The 17594-nt window shown below is 68.2% G+C and carries 12 protein-coding genes; 7 read left to right on the top strand and 5 right to left on the bottom strand.

Translation table 11 applies throughout. The annotated features are described in order from the left end of the window. Positions 1-94 precede the first annotated feature (94 nt). The 6 genes from GBRO_RS01230 to GBRO_RS01205 all read left to right on the top strand — a co-directional run bounded on the left by GBRO_RS01230 (position 95) and on the right by GBRO_RS01205 (position 6062). On the top strand, positions 95-559 hold the full coding sequence (locus tag GBRO_RS01230; protein ID WP_012832190.1) for a hypothetical protein: 465 nt from the start codon (positions 95-97) through the stop codon (positions 557-559). A 14-nt stretch (positions 560-573) separates the two neighbouring features. After that, on the top strand, positions 574-975 hold the full coding sequence (locus GBRO_RS01225; protein ID WP_012832189.1) for a hypothetical protein: 402 nt from the start codon (positions 574-576) through the stop codon (positions 973-975). Positions 976-1150: 175 nt separating this feature from the next. Then, complete coding sequence (locus GBRO_RS01220) at positions 1151-2575, top strand: FAD-binding oxidoreductase (RefSeq protein ID WP_012832188.1); 1425 nt, start codon at positions 1151-1153, stop codon at positions 2573-2575. Between the two features lie 30 nt (positions 2576-2605). Then, a complete protein-coding gene (locus GBRO_RS01215; RefSeq protein WP_012832187.1) occupies positions 2606-3367 on the top strand; it encodes a decaprenylphospho-beta-D-erythro-pentofuranosid-2-ulose 2-reductase in 762 nt (253 codons plus the stop codon). Positions 3368-3369: 2 nt separating this feature from the next. Further along, the gene (locus tag GBRO_RS01210) at positions 3370-5319 is read left to right on the top strand and encodes a galactan 5-O-arabinofuranosyltransferase (RefSeq protein WP_012832186.1); all 1950 of its coding nucleotides are present in this window, start codon (positions 3370-3372) and stop codon (positions 5317-5319) included. Beyond that, positions 5316-6062: an MBL fold metallo-hydrolase gene (locus GBRO_RS01205; protein ID WP_012832185.1), complete on the top strand. Its 747-nt coding sequence runs from the start codon at positions 5316-5318 to the stop codon at positions 6060-6062. The genes GBRO_RS01210 and GBRO_RS01205 overlap by 4 nt, the downstream gene beginning before the upstream one ends. Before the next feature lie 9 nt (positions 6063-6071). On the opposite strand, the gene GBRO_RS01200 is transcribed toward GBRO_RS01205, so the two are convergent. The 3 genes from GBRO_RS01200 to aroQ all read right to left on the bottom strand — a co-directional run bounded on the left by GBRO_RS01200 (position 6072) and on the right by aroQ (position 7426). Continuing rightward, positions 6072-6407 (bottom strand): ArsR/SmtB family transcription factor, encoded by a 336-nt coding sequence (locus GBRO_RS01200; protein WP_052298196.1) that lies wholly within the window; start codon positions 6405-6407, stop codon positions 6072-6074. After that, a complete protein-coding gene (locus GBRO_RS01195) occupies positions 6394-6846 on the bottom strand; it encodes an SRPBCC domain-containing protein (protein ID WP_012832183.1) in 453 nt (150 codons plus the stop codon). Before GBRO_RS01195 ends, GBRO_RS01200 begins: the two co-directional genes overlap by 14 nt. 109 nt (positions 6847-6955) lie before the next feature. Continuing rightward, positions 6956-7426, bottom strand: coding sequence for a type II 3-dehydroquinate dehydratase (gene aroQ, locus GBRO_RS01190; RefSeq protein WP_012832182.1), 471 nt, complete (start codon positions 7424-7426; stop codon positions 6956-6958). Positions 7427-7510: 84 nt separating this feature from the next. Between aroQ and GBRO_RS01185 the strand changes: the two genes are divergently transcribed. Then, positions 7511-10843, top strand: a complete 3333-nt coding sequence (locus GBRO_RS01185; RefSeq protein ID WP_041919658.1) for an arabinosyltransferase domain-containing protein — start codon at positions 7511-7513, stop codon at positions 10841-10843. Between the two features lie 119 nt (positions 10844-10962). Here GBRO_RS01185 and GBRO_RS01180 read toward each other — a convergent pair whose 3' ends face one another. Continuing rightward, a complete protein-coding gene (locus GBRO_RS01180) occupies positions 10963-14256 on the bottom strand; it encodes an arabinosyltransferase domain-containing protein (protein ID WP_012832180.1) in 3294 nt (1097 codons plus the stop codon). Continuing rightward, a complete protein-coding gene (locus GBRO_RS01175) occupies positions 14249-17593 on the bottom strand; it encodes an arabinosyltransferase domain-containing protein (RefSeq protein ID WP_012832179.1) in 3345 nt (1114 codons plus the stop codon). The genes GBRO_RS01180 and GBRO_RS01175 overlap by 8 nt, the downstream gene beginning before the upstream one ends. Position 17594 lies beyond the last annotated feature (1 nt).

Genomic DNA, 17594 nt, shown 5'->3' with positions numbered 1-17594 from the left:
GATCGAGGATGACTTGCCACACCAGGACGTCCTCTCCGGCTGACGGACCGGCGGTGTAGGTTCGCATGGCGCAATCGGCGATCGGGAGGGACTCATGAAGCGAAGGCGAGCCAGAGCCACCGCACTCATCTGTGCGGCAGCAGCCATGTCGATGGTCACCGCATGCGGTGACGATTCGAGCGGCACACCGACGTCGTCGGGCTCCTCGCAGGCAGTGACCGTCACCACCGCCGGAACGGCGGACCAGGGCTCTCCGCAGGTGCCCGCCGACTGGCCGCAGGACGTGCCGATCATCAGCGGCGGACGCTACAAGTCCTCGACGGCCCAATCGGTCGGCGGTGCCGTCGCCGTGGAGGTGTACGGCCTGGAACCGTCGGCCTTCGACCGTGCCGTCGACGAGCTGAAGAACGCCGGGTTCACACCCCTCGGCGCGATCGATCCCGGGACCGAGTCCCTGCGGACGACGTCGCTGAACCGCGGTGGAACGGTCGTGGTGCTGGTCGCGACGGGTCAGGGCGACCAGTATGTACTCACCTACACAGTACGGAAGGCCGCCTGACCGAAAGGTATGCCATGAGTCCCAGCGCCAGGAGATCCAGGAAGGTCTCAGCGATCCTGGGCGTCGTCGCCGGAGTCGCCCTGCTCGCCGCCTGCGGCAACGACTCGGCCGATGACGCGGCCGCCTCGACCAGCAGCGCAACGAGCACATCGACCACATCGACCTTCGTGCACCCGACCACGCGGTCGACCATGCCCGGGTCCCCGCAGATCCCCGCAGAATGGCCGCAGGACATCCCGGTCGTCAGCGGCGGCACCTACCGGATGGCACATGGCCAGACCGGCGCCGACACCCTCGAGGTGCGGGGACTGGGGCCGAGCGCCTTCGACGCCGCCGTCTCTCAACTCGAAGCCGCCGGCTTCGCGCCGATGACCACTGTCGACCCGCCCGGAAGGCCATCCGGTCGGCGTCGCTGAGCCGCAGCGGCACCATCGTGATGCTCTCGGGCAGCATGATGGGGTCGGAGTATGTACTGGTGTATGGATACAAGCACGCCTGATCCCGGCCGGCCCGCCGATGATCGGGCGGCGCTCACGCCGTGCCCCCGGGGACGGTCTCGACCCTCAGGTGATCCGGGTACCCTCATGAGCGATGTCTACTGAAGAGTTGTTGCCGATCACCACCCGCACGCTGGTCGGATGGTCCCGCACCACACCCATCGAGGGTCACGTGCTCTCGACTCCATATCCCGAGGTCATCGCCGAGGCCGTCGCGCGCGTCGCCGACGACAACTCGGACAAACCGGACTATCTCAAGCGTGGCGTGATCGCCCGTGGCCTGGGCCGGTCCTACAACGAGTCCGGCCAGAACAGTGGCGGACTGACCGTCGACATGACGCAGCTGACCCGGGTGTACTCGATCGACGACGAGACCGGGATCGTCGACGTCGACGCCGGGATCAGTCTGGACACCCTGATGCAGGTGGCGTTGCCGCACGGACTGTGGGTCCCGGTGCTGCCCGGTACCCGCCAGGTGACCGTCGGCGGGGCGATCGCCCACGACATCCACGGCAAGAACCATCACAGCCAGGGCAGCTTCGGCAACCATGTACGCGAGATGCAGTTGCTGGTGGCCGACGGTCGCATCCTGACGCTGACGCCCGACGGTTCGCCCGATGACCCGGACGCCGAACTCTTCTGGGCGACCGTCGCCGGCATCGGCCTGACCGGCATCGTGTTGCGCGCCAAGATCGCGATGAAACGCACCGAGAGTGCCTACTTCATCGCCGACACCGCGCAGACCTCGACCCTGCAGGAGACCATCGACCTGCACCTGCAGGACGGCTTCGAGGACGGGTACGAGTACGCCTCGGGCTGGTTCGACACCATCAGCGCACCCCCCAAGCTGGGTCGCGGCACCTTTTCGCGCGGCAACCTCGCCAAGCTCGACGAACTCCCGGAGAAGTATCGGGAGAACCCGCTGAGCTTCAACAACAAGCCGCTGATCACCTTCCCCAACATCTTCCCGCGGGGGCTGGCCAACAAGCTGAGCTTCTCGGTGGTCGGCGAGGGCTACTACCGGATGGGACCGCCCAGCCAGGGCAAGGTCAAAAATCTCGCGCAGTTCTATCACATGCTCGACGTCTTCGGGAACTGGAACAACGCCTACGGTCGCGGCGGTGGCTTCGCCCAGTACCAGTTCATCGTGCCCACCGGCAACGAGGGTGAGTTCACCAGACTCATCGAGGACATCCAGGCGTCCGGGCACGTCAGCTTCCTCAACGTCATCAAGCTGTTCGGCGAGGGCAACAAGGCGCCGCTGAGCTTCCCGTTCAAGGGCTGGAACGTCTGCCTCGACTTCCCGGTCAAGGCGGGGCTGGCGGAGTTCCTCAACGAGCTCGACGCCCGCGTGATGGCCATGGGCGGTCGCCTCTACACCGCCAAGGACTCACGCACATCGGCGGAAAGCTTCCACAAGATGTACCCGCGCATCGACGAGTGGCTCGCCGTCCGCCGCCGCATCGACCCGCACGGCGTGTTCATGTCGGACATGGGCCGACGCTACGAACTCGGCTGACGCGCACCACAATCGAAAGGCATACACACAATGATGAACGCCGTCGGCGCACCACAGTCCATCCTCGTCCTGGGCGGGAGCTCGGAGATCGGGCTGGCAATCACCGCCGAGTACCTCAAGAAGGGACCGGCGCGGGTGATCCTGGCGACGGTTCCCGGTGATCCGACCGCCGAGGCCGCCGCGACCAAGGCCAAGGCGGCCGGCGCCACCGACGTCGAACTGATCGACTTCGACGCCCGCGCCACCGACACCCACCGCGAGGTCATCGACAAGGCCTTCGCCGGCGGTGACGTGGACGTCGCAATCGTCGCCTTCGGCATCCAGGGCGACGACGAGCAGGCGTGGCAAGACCACAAGCTGGCCGTCGCCGAAGCCGAGATCAACTACACTGCAGCCGTTTCCGTCGGCGTCCTGCTCGGCGAGAAGATGCGAGCGCAGGGTCACGGCCAGATCATCGCGATGAGTTCGGTGGCCGGTGAGCGGGTGCGGCGCAGCAACTTCGTCTACGGCTCCACCAAGGCCGGTCTCGACGGCTTCTACCTCGGACTCGGAGAAGCGTTGCGGCCATTCGGTCCTCGCGTTCTGGTGATCCGGCCCGGTCAGGTCCGGACGCGACTGTCGGCGCACGTGAAGGAGGCGCCGATGACCGTCGAGAAGGAGGACGTCGGCCGTCTCGCCGTCGCCGCCGCCACCAAGGGCAAGGAAATCGTCTGGGTACCCGGGCAATTCCGCTTCGTGATGATGGTCCTGCGGCACATCCCGCGCGCCGTCTTCCGCAAGCTGCCCATCTGAGCATGACCAAGAGCCTGGGGCGCGATCTCGGCACACTGGTGATCGCCGTGGTGGTCGGCGCGGTCGTCGCACTGGCCGGTCTGAAGGTGATCGACGCCGTTGACTGGCCGGCCTACAACTCGTCCAACGTCACCCGCGCACTGACCACCGCCGGTCAGGCCATCGCGATCGCGGTGGTCGTCGCGGTGGCTCTGCTGTACCGCTACGGGCGTGCGCGCGTGGCGATCCCGTTCCTGTCGGCGGCAGCCATGTCCGGGTTCGTCACCGTCACCCTGGGCATGCCGCTGGGCGCGACGCGGCTGTATCTGTTCGGCCTGTCCGTCGACCAGGAGTTCCGCACCGAGTACCTCACCCGGATGACGTCGAGTCCGCGGCTGGCGGACATGACCTACGTGGACCTGCCGCCCTACTATCCGGCCGGCTGGTTCTGGTGGGGCGGACGCTTTGCCCAGCTCTCCGGCCAGCCCGGCTGGGAGGCGTACAAGCCGTGGGCGATCATCTCGATCGCGATCGCCGCGGCGGTGGCCGTGGTCGCGCTCAACCGCATGTTCGGTGCGGACCGCGGTGGCGCGCTGGCCCTCGCGGTGACGACGGTGACGTTGATGTATGCGTCACCGGAACCCTATGCCGCCGTGCTGGTTCTGCTGGCCGTACCGATGGTGATCGTCCTGACGTATGCGTTGCGGGGGCGTTCGCGGGCCGCGGACGGACCGGTGCCCGGCGTGCGGGAGGGCACCAGTTGGCCGGCGGTGATCGCCGCCGGACTCTTCGTCGGCCTGTGCGCCACGATGTACACGCTGTTCATCGGCTTGTTCGCCATCGTCGCGATCCTGCTCGCGCTCTACTTCGCCGTCCAGGGGTGGCGCGGCCTGGCCAACAAGGCCCTGCCCACCGACGAGGTGCGCACCGAACGTCGTCGCGTGATCGGCGCGATCGCGGTGCGGCTGGTGGCCGTCGGAGCGGTCACCGGTCTTGTCGCACTGACCGTTTGGGCGCCCTACCTGTGGGCGCGGGTCACCAACCGGCCCGCCAGCGGCGGGACCGCCGAACACTATCTGCCCGAGGGCGGTGCCGTCTTCCCGGTCCCGATGTTCCAGCTGAACCTGGTCGGGGTCATCACCCTGATCGGCCTGGTGTGGATTCTGCTGCGATTCCGGCAACGGACGGTGGCGCTCGCCTTCGGCGCGACGGTGGTGGCCGTCTATCTCTTCTGCCTGCTGTCCATGCTCATGACGGCGGCCGGTTCCACGCTGCTCTCCTTCCGGCTCGACCCGATCCTGATCGCCGTGCTGACCGCGGCGGGCGTCTTCGGGGTGATCGAACTCGCGCACGCCGCGGTGGGCCGCTTCGGTGATGTTCGGTTCGTCGTCGGCGCCGTGGCCACCATCGCCGCGATCGCTGTGGCACAGGGGATTCCGGGACATCTGAGTGCCGAGATCACCACGGCATACACCGACACCGACGGGTACGGCGAACGTGGTGATCATCGACCGGCCGGCGCCGAGTCGTACTACCCGAAGATCGACCGGCTCATCCGCGAGCAGACACAGCGCGTGCCCACCGACAACATCGTGCTGACCGCCGACTACGGTTTCCTGTCCATCTACCCGTACTGGGGATTCCAGGGTCTCACATCGCATTACGCCAATCCGCTCGCCGAGTTCGACAAGCGGGCGGCCGCGATCGCACGCTGGTCGGAGTCTACGTCACCGCAGGACCTCATCGACCGGCTGAACCGCTCGCCGTGGCCCGCCCCCGATGTCTTCCTGTTCCGCTACAGCGCAGACGGTTTCACACTCCGGCTCGCTCAGGACGTCTACCCCAACGACCCGAACGTGAAGCGCTACACCGTCACCTTCGACCCGACGCTGTTCGCCGATCCCCGCTTTCGCGTCACCACCGACGGGATAGGGCCGTTTGTCCTCGTCGTCCGAGAGGGACCCCGGCGATGAGCGCCTTCCGGCTCGAGACCGTCGAATCCGATTCGGGCACAGCACATCTCGTCACCACCGGCGCGGTCAACTGGGTGATCCTGCGGGAGGGGTCCGATCTCACCCTGATCGACGGCGGCTACCCCGGACAGGCGTCGACGGTGGTCTCATCGATCCGGGCGATCGGTGCGCAACCCGAGGACATCCGCGGGGCCCTGCTCACCCACGCCCACGTCGACCATCTCGGCGGTCTGGCAAAACTGCAGCGCCGCTACGGCTTCGACGTCTACATGGACCCCGTCGAGGTGGCCCATGCCCGCCGCGACCACCTCCAGCAGGCCGACGTCCGCGACATCGCACCCATCGCCTACCGCCCGCGGGTCCTGAAGTGGCTTGCCATGGTGACTCCGCTGGGTGTGCTGAGTCGGGCCGGGCTGCCCGACGCCCAACCGTTCCCCGATCCGCTCGATCTGCCCGGTCGGCCCACACCCGTTGCCGCACACGGACACACCGACGGCCACAGCGCCTACCTCGCAGCCGGCGGCGCGGTACTGGTCTCCGGCGACGCGCTGGTCAGCGGTCACCCGATCTCGACGATCACCGGGCCACAATGCATCTCGGATGCCTTCCAGCACGACGTCGACGAGGCGAGGCGCACCGTCGACGCGTTCACTCGGCTCGACGCGACCGTCCTGTTCCCCGGTCACGGACCGATCCACCGGGGACCCGTGGCGCTGGCCGCGCAGCACGCCCTGGACAACTGAACGGGACCACTAGGTGGTTGCATCCTCGGCCAACGTCTTGATCCGCGCCAGTCGCCGGTCCCATCCACGGGCGATGTCGTCGAGGCGCCGGGCGACACCGGACAGCCGGGCTCCCACCGTCTCGTAGCGGATCTCCCGACCCACGCGGACCGGTGTCACCAGACCGACGTCGGTGAGCAGCTGAATGTGTTTGGCGATGGCCTGCCGGGAGATCGGGAACTCGCCGGCCAGCGCCGAGGCCGACGCGGGCTCGCGGCCGAGCCGCACCAGGATCTGCCAGCGGGTGTCGTCGGCGAGCGCCGCGAAGAGTTCGACGGTGGCCGCGTCGTTCTCAGGCACGCGCATCCTGCCGGGTGAGGTGATCGCGGGCGAGTTCGAGTTCGATGCGCCAGCCGTCGGAATGATCCTCGAATCGGGAACGACGATTGGCGTCGGAGTCGTCGAGGGACGCGAAGCCGCTCTCGGCAACCTTGAGGACGACGCCGGAATCGGTTTCGGTGAGCCAGAATTCGACGAGGGTGGACGTGCTCTGCGGGTCGTCGGCGTCGATGAGCCAGCGGAAGGCGGCGTAGCGCGGTTCGTCGAGTTCCAGGACGAGCATCGCGAACGCCCCGTGGGTGGGATCGTGCACGATCGTCACCTCACCGCGCGTCTCGATGCGGTGTTCGGTGATCTGCTTGTCGTTGATGTACCAACCGGGTTCGGAGACGAGTGTCCAGACACGGTCGACGGGCGCGTCGATGGTGATCTCACGTTCGATCCGGTCGTGGTCGGCGGTGGTCATGGGTGCTCCTGATGTCGAGGATCTTCCAGAGTGCAACATCTGAGTTGCACTTGAATAGTGACACCGACGACGGCGTAACGCAACCCTACGGTTGCGGTACGAAGATAGGTCATCCGATGATGTCGACGAGGCGTCGGATCGCGAACTCGTACCCACGGATGCCGTACCCGGCAATCACGCCCGATGCGTGCGGGGAGACGTAGGAATGATGGCGGAACGGTTCACGGGCGGCCACATTGCTGATGTGAACCTCCATGATGGGGGCACCCGGGATGACCAGCGCATCGGCCAGCGCCACCGAGGTATGGGTCCAGCCGGCTGGATTGATCACGATGCCGCTGATCTGACGGACCGACTCGTGAATCCAGTCGATCATCTGGCCCTCGTGATTGGTCTGCGCGGCCCGTAGCCCAAAGCCCAGCTCGGCAGCCGTGCGCTCGGCCAGATCGACGACGTCGGCCAGGGTGTCCGACCCGTACACCTCGGGCTGACGGGTGCCCAGGGTGTTCAGATTGGGACCGTTGAGCAACAGGATGGGCAGTGGTTCGGTGGTTTCGCGGGCCCCGGCGTCGTCGGACATGACCTCACCTTAGTGGTCCCCGCCGGGCCTACCGGAGCCGTCCCGGAAAGGGACGGTGAGACGCCGGGGCTAACATCTCTCATTGTGTCCGCAGCCCAGAACGTGAGGCGAGCCAAACTCGTCGCCATCATCGCCGGGTTGGCAGGCCTGTTCCTCGCGCTCGCCACACCGCTCATGCCGGTGAAGCAGACGACCGCAGAGATCACCTGGCCGCAGCAGAACGCGATCAGCTCGGTGGCGGCACCGCTGATCAGCTACGTCCCCATCGACCTGGACATCTCGATCCCATGCACCGCGGTCGACCGCCTCGGCGACAACGGCTCGGTCCTGTTGTCGACGCTGCCCAAGCAAGCGGAGAAAAGCGGCGAACGCGGACTGTTCATCCGCGTCACCGGCTCACCGAGCGACCCCGACGACCACCGCTCGGTGGAGGTCGTCAACCGCAACGTGCCGCTCGTGTCGGCGACACTCGCCCAGGTCCGGTCACAGCCGTGCCGCGACATCGTGGTGCACGCCGACGCCGACGCGGTGACCGCCGAGTTCGTGGGTATGCGCGGCAACGACGGGTCACCGCTGATGGGGTCCACCGACACCCGCGACCAGTACAAGTACTGGCCGGATCAGCGTCCGCAGCTCACCGGGCTGTTCACCGACCTCAGCGGCCCCGCCGCCGACGTCCCCGGGCTCGACGCCCACGTCACCATCGATTCCCGGTACAACACCGCCCCGACGGTGTTCAAGTGGATCGTCGTCATCGTCGGCGTGATCGCGACCCTGCTGTCGCTGGTCGCCCTGGCTGCGCTCGACTCCACCGACGGCCGCCGTCACCGCCGATTCCTGCCCGCCCGCTGGTGGCACCTCAACGCCCGTGACTACGTGGTGATCGGCGCGCTGATCGTGTGGCACTTCATCGGGCCCAACACCTCCGACGACGGTTACCTGCTGACCATGTCGCGGGTCGCCCAGGACACCGACTACACCGCCAACTACTTCCGCTGGTTCGGCGCACCCGAAGCGCCGTTCGGGTGGTATTACCAGGTCTTCGGCATGCTCAGCCACGTGTCGGTGGCCAGTCCGTGGATGCGGATCCCGGCCCTGATCTGCGGCATCCTGGCCTGGCTGATCGTCAGCCACGAGGTCATTCCGCGCCTCGGCCGCGCCGCGCTGACCCGGCCGCCGGTGGCGTGGACGGCTGCTTTCGTGTTCCTGGCGTTCTGGTTCCCGTTCAACAACGGGCTGCGTCCCGAACCCATCATCTGCCTCGGCGCCCTGCTCACCTGGTGTTCGGTGGAACGCGCGATCGCGACCGGACGGCTCCTGCCGGCGGCGGTGGCCTGCCTCGTCGGCGCATTCAGCCTCGCCGCCGGGCCCACCGGCCTGCTGGCGGTCGCCGCGCTCATCGCCGGCGCCCGGCCGATGATCATGGCACTCATCAAGCGGGCGCGGGTCATCGGCGGCGGCGCGTGGTCCTACGTCGCATTGATCGCGCCCATCGTTGCGGCCGGCACCTTCGTCGTGTTCGTCGTCTTCTCCAACTTGACGCTGCGCTCGTTCACCGAGGCGTCGACGATGAAGACCGACGTCGGACCGTCGCGCCACTGGTTCAGTGAGATCGACCGCTACAGTTCGCTTTTCGCGTTCTCGGCGGACGGTTCCATCGCGCGCCGGTTCGCGGTGCTCGCGATGATCCTGGCGATGGTGGTCTCCGCGGCTGTCCTCATCCGCAAGTCGCGTATCCCGGGGACCGCACTGGGTCCGTCACGTCGCATCGTCGGGATCACCTTCGCGTCACTGGTGTTCCTGATGTTCACGCCCACCAAGTGGACCCACCACTTCGGCGTGTTCGCGGGGCTCGCCGCCGCGCTGGCGGCGATCGCCACCATCGCGGCCGGCCATCAGGCAATGCACTCGCGCCGCAACCGGACGCTGTTCGCGGCGCTGGTCCTGTTTGTCACGGGCTTCGCATTCACCGCACCCAACTCGTATTACTACTACTCGTCGTGGGGGATGCCGTGGGGCATCAGCCAGGTGACGATCGGCGGGCTGATGCTCGGCCAACTGCTGCTCTACCTGTCGCTGCTGCTGCTCGCACTGGCCCTGTGGTTCCACTTCCGCGAACCGTTCACCGGCACCGACCCGGCCGAGAACGCTCCCCCACCGCGTCATCCACGCGCCTACCGGCGGGTGGGCACATCCATTGCATCGGCTCCGTTCGCCTACGTCGCGGCCGCCGTGGTGGTCTTCGAGATCGTCACCGCCGCGTTCTCCGCCATCAACCAGAGCAGTTCCTTCTCCACTCCGCGTTCCAACCTGGAAGCTCTCGCGGGGAACGAATGTGGGATGGCCGACTGGGTGTGGGTGGAAGAAGACCCCAACCGCGACATGCTCCGGCCAGTCGATCGAACGCTCCCCAACCCGCTGGGCGGGCCGACGACGCCACCGGGCTCCGACGCCCAGCCCGGCACCGTCGGGTTCTCGCCCAACGGCGTCGAGGACGATCTGTCCAGCACCGCCAGCGAGGGCTCACTGGGCGTCCTCGCCGGCAACGTCTGGGCGGCGCCGGACATCCTCAACTCCAACCCCGGCGGCACCGGCGGCGGCGTACTGCCCACCCCCGGAATCAACGGCAGCCGCGCCAAGCTGCCGTTCTTCCTCGACCCGGCCACCACCCCGGTGATGGGGAGCTACTCCAAGACCGACCAGATCCCGGCGAAACTGACCTCCGGCTGGTACGCACTGCCCGCCGGCTGGCGCGACCGTCCGCTGCTGACGATGTCGGTCGCCGGCGAGTACGACAACCCCAATCTGATGTTGCAGTACACCTCCGATCCGATCGGGCCGAACACCCGCGACGGCGACCTCACCCCGGCCGACGAGACCGAACTCATCGACCCCGGGCCCCGGCCGTCCTGGCGAAACCTGCGCTATGACACCAAGGATCTGCCCGCCGACACCACCGCGGTCCGTATCGTCGCCACCGACGACAACCTGTCCGAGGATCGCTTCATCGTCGTCACCCCGCCGCGGGTGCCGAAGATGCGCACGCTCGAGGACGTCGTCGGACGTGAGGCGCCGGTGCACGTCGACTGGACCTCCGGACTCGCCTTCCCATGCCAGCGGCCCTTCGACCATCACGTCGGTGTGGCCGAGATCCCCGACTGGCGCATCAAGCCGGGCGCCGATCTCGCTGCCGCGGTGACCGCCTGGCAGGACCAGTTCGGCGGCGGCCCGGTCGGCTGGCTGCAGGTGTCCCAGGAGGCGACCGCACTCGCCACCTACCTGCGAGGCGACATCGGTCGCGATTGGGGAGCGCTGGAACGCTACACGCCGTATGGCGGCGTGACGACCCTCGCGGACATCCAGACCGGCACCGCCACCCGCAGCGGGCTGTGGAGTCCGGCGCCGATCCGGAAGTAGTACTCGACGCTCCCGGTTACGACCAGCGTCGTCTCCCTGCGTCCGCCCACTGACCGTGCGTCCATATCCGTTGATCGTGCGTCGAGATCCGACGCACGGTCAACGACCGCGGAGGCGGGTCAGTTCTTGACCGCGCGCATCGGTCCGGGTGTCCACCAGCCCCAGTGGACGTCGTCGGTGAGGTCGATCTCGGCGGTCACCTGCGGTTTGAGGGGGGTCAGGCGTTGCAGGCTGCCCCAGTCCTTGGCCCAGTCGTTGCGCAGGTAGGCCGGCAGCACCGTCGGGCGTAGTTCGTTCTCGACGATGCCGAGCGGGCCGCCGTAGTCGCCGGCCATCCAGCGCCGCGAGTTCACGCGCTCACCCTCGGCGTCGGGGGTGATGCGCCACATCGGTGTCTCGAGGACCCCATTGGCGGCCGACGCCGGACGCTGGCACGGGAAGGCGAAGGCCACCTCCCAGTCCAGGAGTACCGGATCTTCGCTACCGACAAGCGAATTCAGTGTCACCAGCTTGGTCACCCGCGGCGGGGTGACGGCGAGCCACTGGTCGGGGTCGGCGGAGGTGTCGTCGGCGACGATGCGCACCACCGAGGCGCGCTGCGGAGCCTGGTCGAGCGGGAAGCGTAGGTTGCGCCACTCGGGTGCGGCGTCGAGGTCCAGCGGCAGCATCGACGCGACGGTGGTGACGCGACCGTCGGGCTCGACCCGCCCGAACTCGAGTCGCAACTTCTGTCCGGGATGACGCACGGCGAGCTCGTCGATGTATTCGATCTTGCCGGCCACCGACATGGTCACGATCGGGCGGTCGTCACTGCGCGCGGGCAGCTGATACCAGTCGGATTGCAGATGGCCACTGCCGCTGGGGTTTCCGTAGGTTCCCAGGACCGGGACGCGTTGTGGGTCGAGGCCGAACGGCAGGCGGACCATGGAGTCGTTCACGCCACGCGTGGCGGTGGTGCCGCCACCCGTGTCGGCCGAACCCGCACCGCCGCTGGGCTCTTCGGGCGCCTTGTTGGGATCGGTCTGGGTGCGGTCCTGGCCGGCGTCGTCGGAGTCCTCTCCCTCGCTGTCGCTCTCCAGGTTCGACGACACCCCGTTGGGATCGAATCCGGTCATCCCGCGGCCCGCCAGCGCCGCACCGGGCGACGGATTGTTCTGCCCGGCAACACGTGCCGGTGCCAGCAGTCCCGTATTGGGGTCCTCCTCGACGAGGACGGCGTCGGCGAGGGCGCAGGTGTTCCCCCGCATGGCGTCGAGGTTGGAACTTGCCCACGACCAGGAATCGCGCTGCGTGTCGATCGCCTTGGCGAATGAGATGAACGTGAAACCCAGCATCGCGGCGCAGATAATGGCCAGTGAGTAGGTGGGGATTCGGCGCAGGAACCGTTGCGGGCGAGGATCGTTGACGCGGTAGGCGGGTACCGGCTCGCCGAGTTCGGCAAGCTTGTCGTCGCGGTAGTACTGCCAGGCGCCGTAGGCGGTGAGCGCGACCGCCACCACCAGGATCGGGACGTAGAGTCCGATACCGCGGACGTTGGGGGTGTCGTCGCCCCAGGGGATGCCGTAGCTGCCGACGTACCACCACTGATTGCGGCCGGCGAAGGCGACCGCGAGCGCGTAGGCGGCCGCCGCGGTGACGAAGGTCCGGTTGCAGCGTCGTCGCATCACCGACGGTCGCAGCAGCGCCGTCGCAGCAGCCGCGAGAACACCGGTGAGACAGGCGAAGGCGCCCATCTGGTGGGTGGCCTTGGTGGGCACGAAAGCCAGCACCGCGACCGCACCGGCGGTCACCGTGACCAACCGCCACAGCGGCGCGCTGGCCACCCGCGACACCCGGCGCTTGCTCAGCAGCGTGAGCACGATGATCAGCACCGCCAGGATGGTCACGAAGATGCCCACGCGGCGGGCGATCGAGCCGTCGGGTGTGGGATTGAGCAGGATGTAGTACCGCATCGCCTCGGTCCACCATTTGTTGGTGGGGCCGACGATGCCCTGTACCTCGACACCTTCCAGGATCGAGGCGAGCGGTTGGTCGGCGAAGATCTCGAAGAGGACCGCGAGACCCGACGCCAGGATGGGCATCAGTACGGGCAGGAATCCGTCTCGGCGCCACCGCATTCGCAGTCGCTTCAGGATCGGCCGCAGCGCGGCGAGCAGCGGTAGCACGGCGATCGCCCCGGCCGGATGGATCGTCAGGGTGAAGGCCGCCGACACGATACCCAGCGACAGCGGGAACAGCCGGCCGGTGGCCACGGCGCGTTCCACCAGCACCCAGGTCAGCAGGATGCCCACCGACAGAACGGGTTCCACCCGCAGACCGTTGTTGAACGGCAGCCATACCGCCAGGAAGCCGAGGCCGGCCGCCCACATCGCCGGCGTCGACGACGCGACCGCCTTGCCGAGCCGTGGCAGGGCGGCCCGGCTGATGAGGAACCAGCCGGCGAGCGCGAACAGGAACGGCAGCAGACGCAGCCATGGCGTGGCCGTGCTGACCTGCATCCACAGCGCCAGATACTGGTAGTGCCAGCCGAACGGGTCCTGCGGCGCACCGAAATAGCGGTAGTAGTTGTCCAGATAGCCGGCGCCGGGCGCGATCCGGCCGACGGTCACCTGGTAGCCGTCGTCGGCGGTGTTGCCACCGATGAACAACCAGATCAGGAGCACCACGCCCACCACGACGTCGACGATGCGCGGACGCCACCAGCGGTGCGGCAACAGCTTTCGCAGCTTGCGGCCGTCCCGGGAGTCGAGCACCGCGAGCGCGATCATCGACGCGATGGTGCACAGCACGCCGATGATGAGCGCGAGACCCTTGAGGGTGGTGGGACTCGAGATGAATCGGGTGTCGATGGTGGACCGGTAGGACAGGCCCTCGGTCGACGCACCGGGCGGCAGATCGGTGTAGACGCCGATGATCTGCGGTCGGGCGTTGGGATCGCGCAGATCAAAGGTGGTCACCCCGGCTTCGGGGGCAAGTCCCTCCACCGCGCCGCGGGTACCGGAGGTGTCGGCGTGGATCACCACGCGACATCCCGGATTGTCCTGCGCCTGTGCGCGGGGCACGCTGAGCAGCACCGCATTTCGTTGCGTGACGATGAGTCGCTGCTCGGTTGCCCGGATGAACAGGCCCACCTTGCCGGCCTCGGCCCCGTTCTCGGGAACCGTCGACAACAGCACGCCACCGGCGGCCGGCAGGTCGGCGGCCAAGGTGCACGGCACCGCGATGTCCACCGACACCGGCACATAGGACACGTTGGGGGCGGCCACATTCTGCACCGAACCCTGTTGCGGCCAATTCAGCTCGGCCTTGGTGTAGGTCACCGGGAGGAAGGGTGCGGCCAGCGCGAGCAGGACACCGATCGCGCCGGCGATGACGGCCACGAGCTTGGCGATGCGGTAACGCTTCTCAGTCATCTTGCGGCACCACCCTGATCGGGCCCGGTCGGCTCACGCCCCACGTCGTCTTCTCCCCCGTCGTCACGTGTGCCGGTGTCGCGTCGGGCACCAGCGGCGACAGTCGTTGCAGGCCACCCCAATCCCGATACCAGTCATGGTCGAGGTACGTGGCGACGGTGTCCGCCGAGGTGAGTGCCTCCGGGGTGGTCAACAGACCGCCGTTGACCGCCGCCTGCCACGTCTTGGACTTCGAGTTCGTGGTGACCGCATCGGGCACGATCCGCCACTGCGGGACCTCGAGCACACCGTTTCGGGTGGTCATCGGGCGCTGGCAGGGGAACTGGCTGCCCACCGAGAGATCCAGCAGCACAGGCGCATCGGAGCCGACGACCTGCTGCAGCGTCCGCAGCCGCGGGGCGCGCGGCGGCGTGAACGCCAGCCACTGATCGGGACTCACGTTGTTGTCGAGTGCGACGATCCGCATCGCGGTCGCACCCGCCGGGACGGCCTCCATCGGGATGCGCAGGTTCCGCCACGGCCGGTTGGGTTTGGTGGGTCCCGGGTCGATCGGCACGTAACCCGGGCCCATCGGCTCGAAGGCGTCAGGCGTGGTCCCGGCTCGCCCGAACTGGACCTTCAGCGACCGACCGGGTGCGGCGACACCGTCCTGGTCGACGGAGAAGACCGGTCCGGCCGCGGTGATCACCAACAACGGTGAGGCGTTGCGGTCGGGAAGCCGATACCAGCCGGAGGTGAGCTCGGCGGTTTCGTTGTCGTGCCCGAAACTGCCCAGCACCGGGGTGGTTCGGGGGTTCAATCCGAACGGGAGTTTCACCCGGCTGCCGTTGACCCCTACCGGCCCGACGCCGCCGGTGGTTCCGGGCGGACCGCCGGAGAGTACGAACGGCCGGGCCAGGTTGCCGGAGGTGTTGATGGTGCCGGCACCGAGCGATTCCGGGTCGGGCAGCAGGTCCGGCGCCACCCCGTCGGGGGTGAAGCCGGTGGAGTCACCGGCGAGGGCACGCGAGATGTCGGTGGTGCCGATCGGTTGCAGCGCACCGACGTTGGGATCGGATTCGACGAGGACGTCGTCGGCCATCCCGCAGGTGTTGCCGGTCAGCGCACGCATGTTGGCGCTGAACGTGGTGTAGGTGTCGCTCCGGACCGCGGCGGCCTTGGCGAACAACGCCAACTCGACCAGCACCAACAGCGTCGCGATGATCAGCATCGGCGACGATGCGATGGCGATCTGGGTTGCCGACGGCGCCGCCTGTGCGGACCGGACGACGCCGCGTTCGGCGTCGACGTCGATGCGCAGGTGGAACCACACCGCCACCGCGAGCGCCGCAACCGTGGCCACCAGCAGCACGCTGGAGAGCTGGATTCCGGCGACCGACGGCGCCTTGTCGAACCAGGCGATACCGAAGTCGTAGGCCCAGCCCCACGCGTTCTTCCCCGCGGACGCCACCGCACACGCGAACATCAGCACCGCGATGTACATCCACAGATTGCGTGGGGATCGGCGGGCCGACTCGGCCACGGCCACGGTTGCGACCGCCGCCATCGCGGCCGCGACGCCGGCGTAGATGCCGAACTGCACGGTCCATTTGGTGGGCGTGAACGACAGCAGCAGCACGGTGAGCAGCACCGCGCCCACCAGGCGCCACACGGGCCCTGGATCGACGCCACGAATGTGCTTGCGCCGCAACATCACCGCGATGGCGACAAACAGGGCGGTGAGGAACAGCAGCAACGGCACGCGACGCACCAGGCTGCCGTCCTGGGTGGTCAGCGAGAGGAAGTAGTAGCGCAGTAGTTCCTGATACCAGGCCAGGGTGGGGCCGACGGTGTAGCGCACCCGCAGCGCTTCGGCGACGGTCGCCAGCGTCTGGTCACGAAACACCAGGATCACCACGATCGCGGCCGCGGCGGCGATCGGCGCGATCAGCGGCAGCAGTCCGTTCTCGGTGCCGCGCCGGCGGATGATCCGCAGCATCGGCCGGGATCCGGCGATGAGCAGGGCGACGGCGATGATGCCGTGCGGCGCGAGCGCGAGAGTGATTCCCGCGGCCAGGGCCGCGCCGGCGGCCGGCAGCATGCGCCGGGTGGCGATGGCCTGCTCGACGCCCCACCAGGTGAGCAGCGAACCGGCGACGATGATGCCCTCGCTGCGCAGCCCACTGCACAGCGGCATCCAGAACGCGACGAACACGGCGGCGGCGGTGAACATCGCCCACTGCGATCGGCGTACCGCCCCGCCGAGCCGCGGCAACAGGATTCGGCTCAGGATGAACCACGAGACGAGTCCGGCGATCAGTGCGGGCAACCGCATCCACACACCCGCGGTCGACACCGTCGACCAGTGCGCCAGAAAGGTGTAGTACCAGTCGAACGGGGCCTCGGGGATGCCGTGGAAGCGGTAGTAGTTGGCCAGGAAGCCGTCGTCGGTGCTGTTGCGGCCCATGGTGAGGATGTAGCCGTCGTCGGAGGACCCGGCACCGAGGAAATGCCAGATCACCAGCACCGCGGTGACGGCGAGGTCGGCGGGGCGCGGCCAGAGCAGCCGGCGCAGGTCACCTCGGCCGACACGCCGGTGGTAGCCGCCGCGGACGTCGAGCACGGCGATCGCGATCAGGGCGAGGATCGCGGCCAGCACCCCGACGATCATCACGAACAGTTTCAGTGCCGTGGGCGCGGTGTCGAATCGGTTGTCGATGTCGATGCGGACGGCCAGTCCGTCGGCGCCTGCGGCGGTGACCGCGGCCGGCTCGAGGTCGGTGAACACCCCGGACACCTGCGGTAGGTCGGTGGGACCCACGGACCCGGTGGTGCCGATACCCACCGCGCGGGCCTGCAGACCCGCGAGGGTCGAGGTGATGCGCACACGCTCGCATCGGGCGAGCTCGGCGGCCGGGATGCGCAGCACCTCTTTGCCGCGGACGGTCACCGATGCGCCGGTCCGGTCGGTGGTGATGAACAGGCCCTTGTCGGCGGCCCGCAAGCCGCCGGCGGGCACGGTGGACAGCACCACGACCCGCGCGGCGCCGGGCGTGCCACTGCGGACCTCGCGGTCCAGCGTCGAACACGGCACGGCGATGTCGAGTCCGGCGGGCGTCTGCGCCGCGAGTGAGGCGGTCACGGCCGTGCCGGTCGCCTGCGGCCAGTCGATGCGGGCGGTGTGCTCGGTGACCGGCAACAGCGGCGTCAGGATCGCGGCGATGACCGCGACGATCCCGCCGAACACGGCGGCCAGCGCCCAGCGCCGGGTGTTCGACGCGGTGGCATGGGCCGGTTCGGCCGAATCGGTGGGCGCGTCCGGCGATGGTTCCGCGGACGGCTCGGAAGGCGCAGTCATC

Source organism: Gordonia bronchialis DSM 43247 (assembly GCF_000024785.1).
Classification (GTDB): domain Bacteria; phylum Actinomycetota; class Actinomycetes; order Mycobacteriales; family Mycobacteriaceae; genus Gordonia; species Gordonia bronchialis.
The sequence above is the reverse complement of the archived record's forward strand: the minus strand, read 5'-3'. Positions and strand labels throughout refer to the sequence as shown.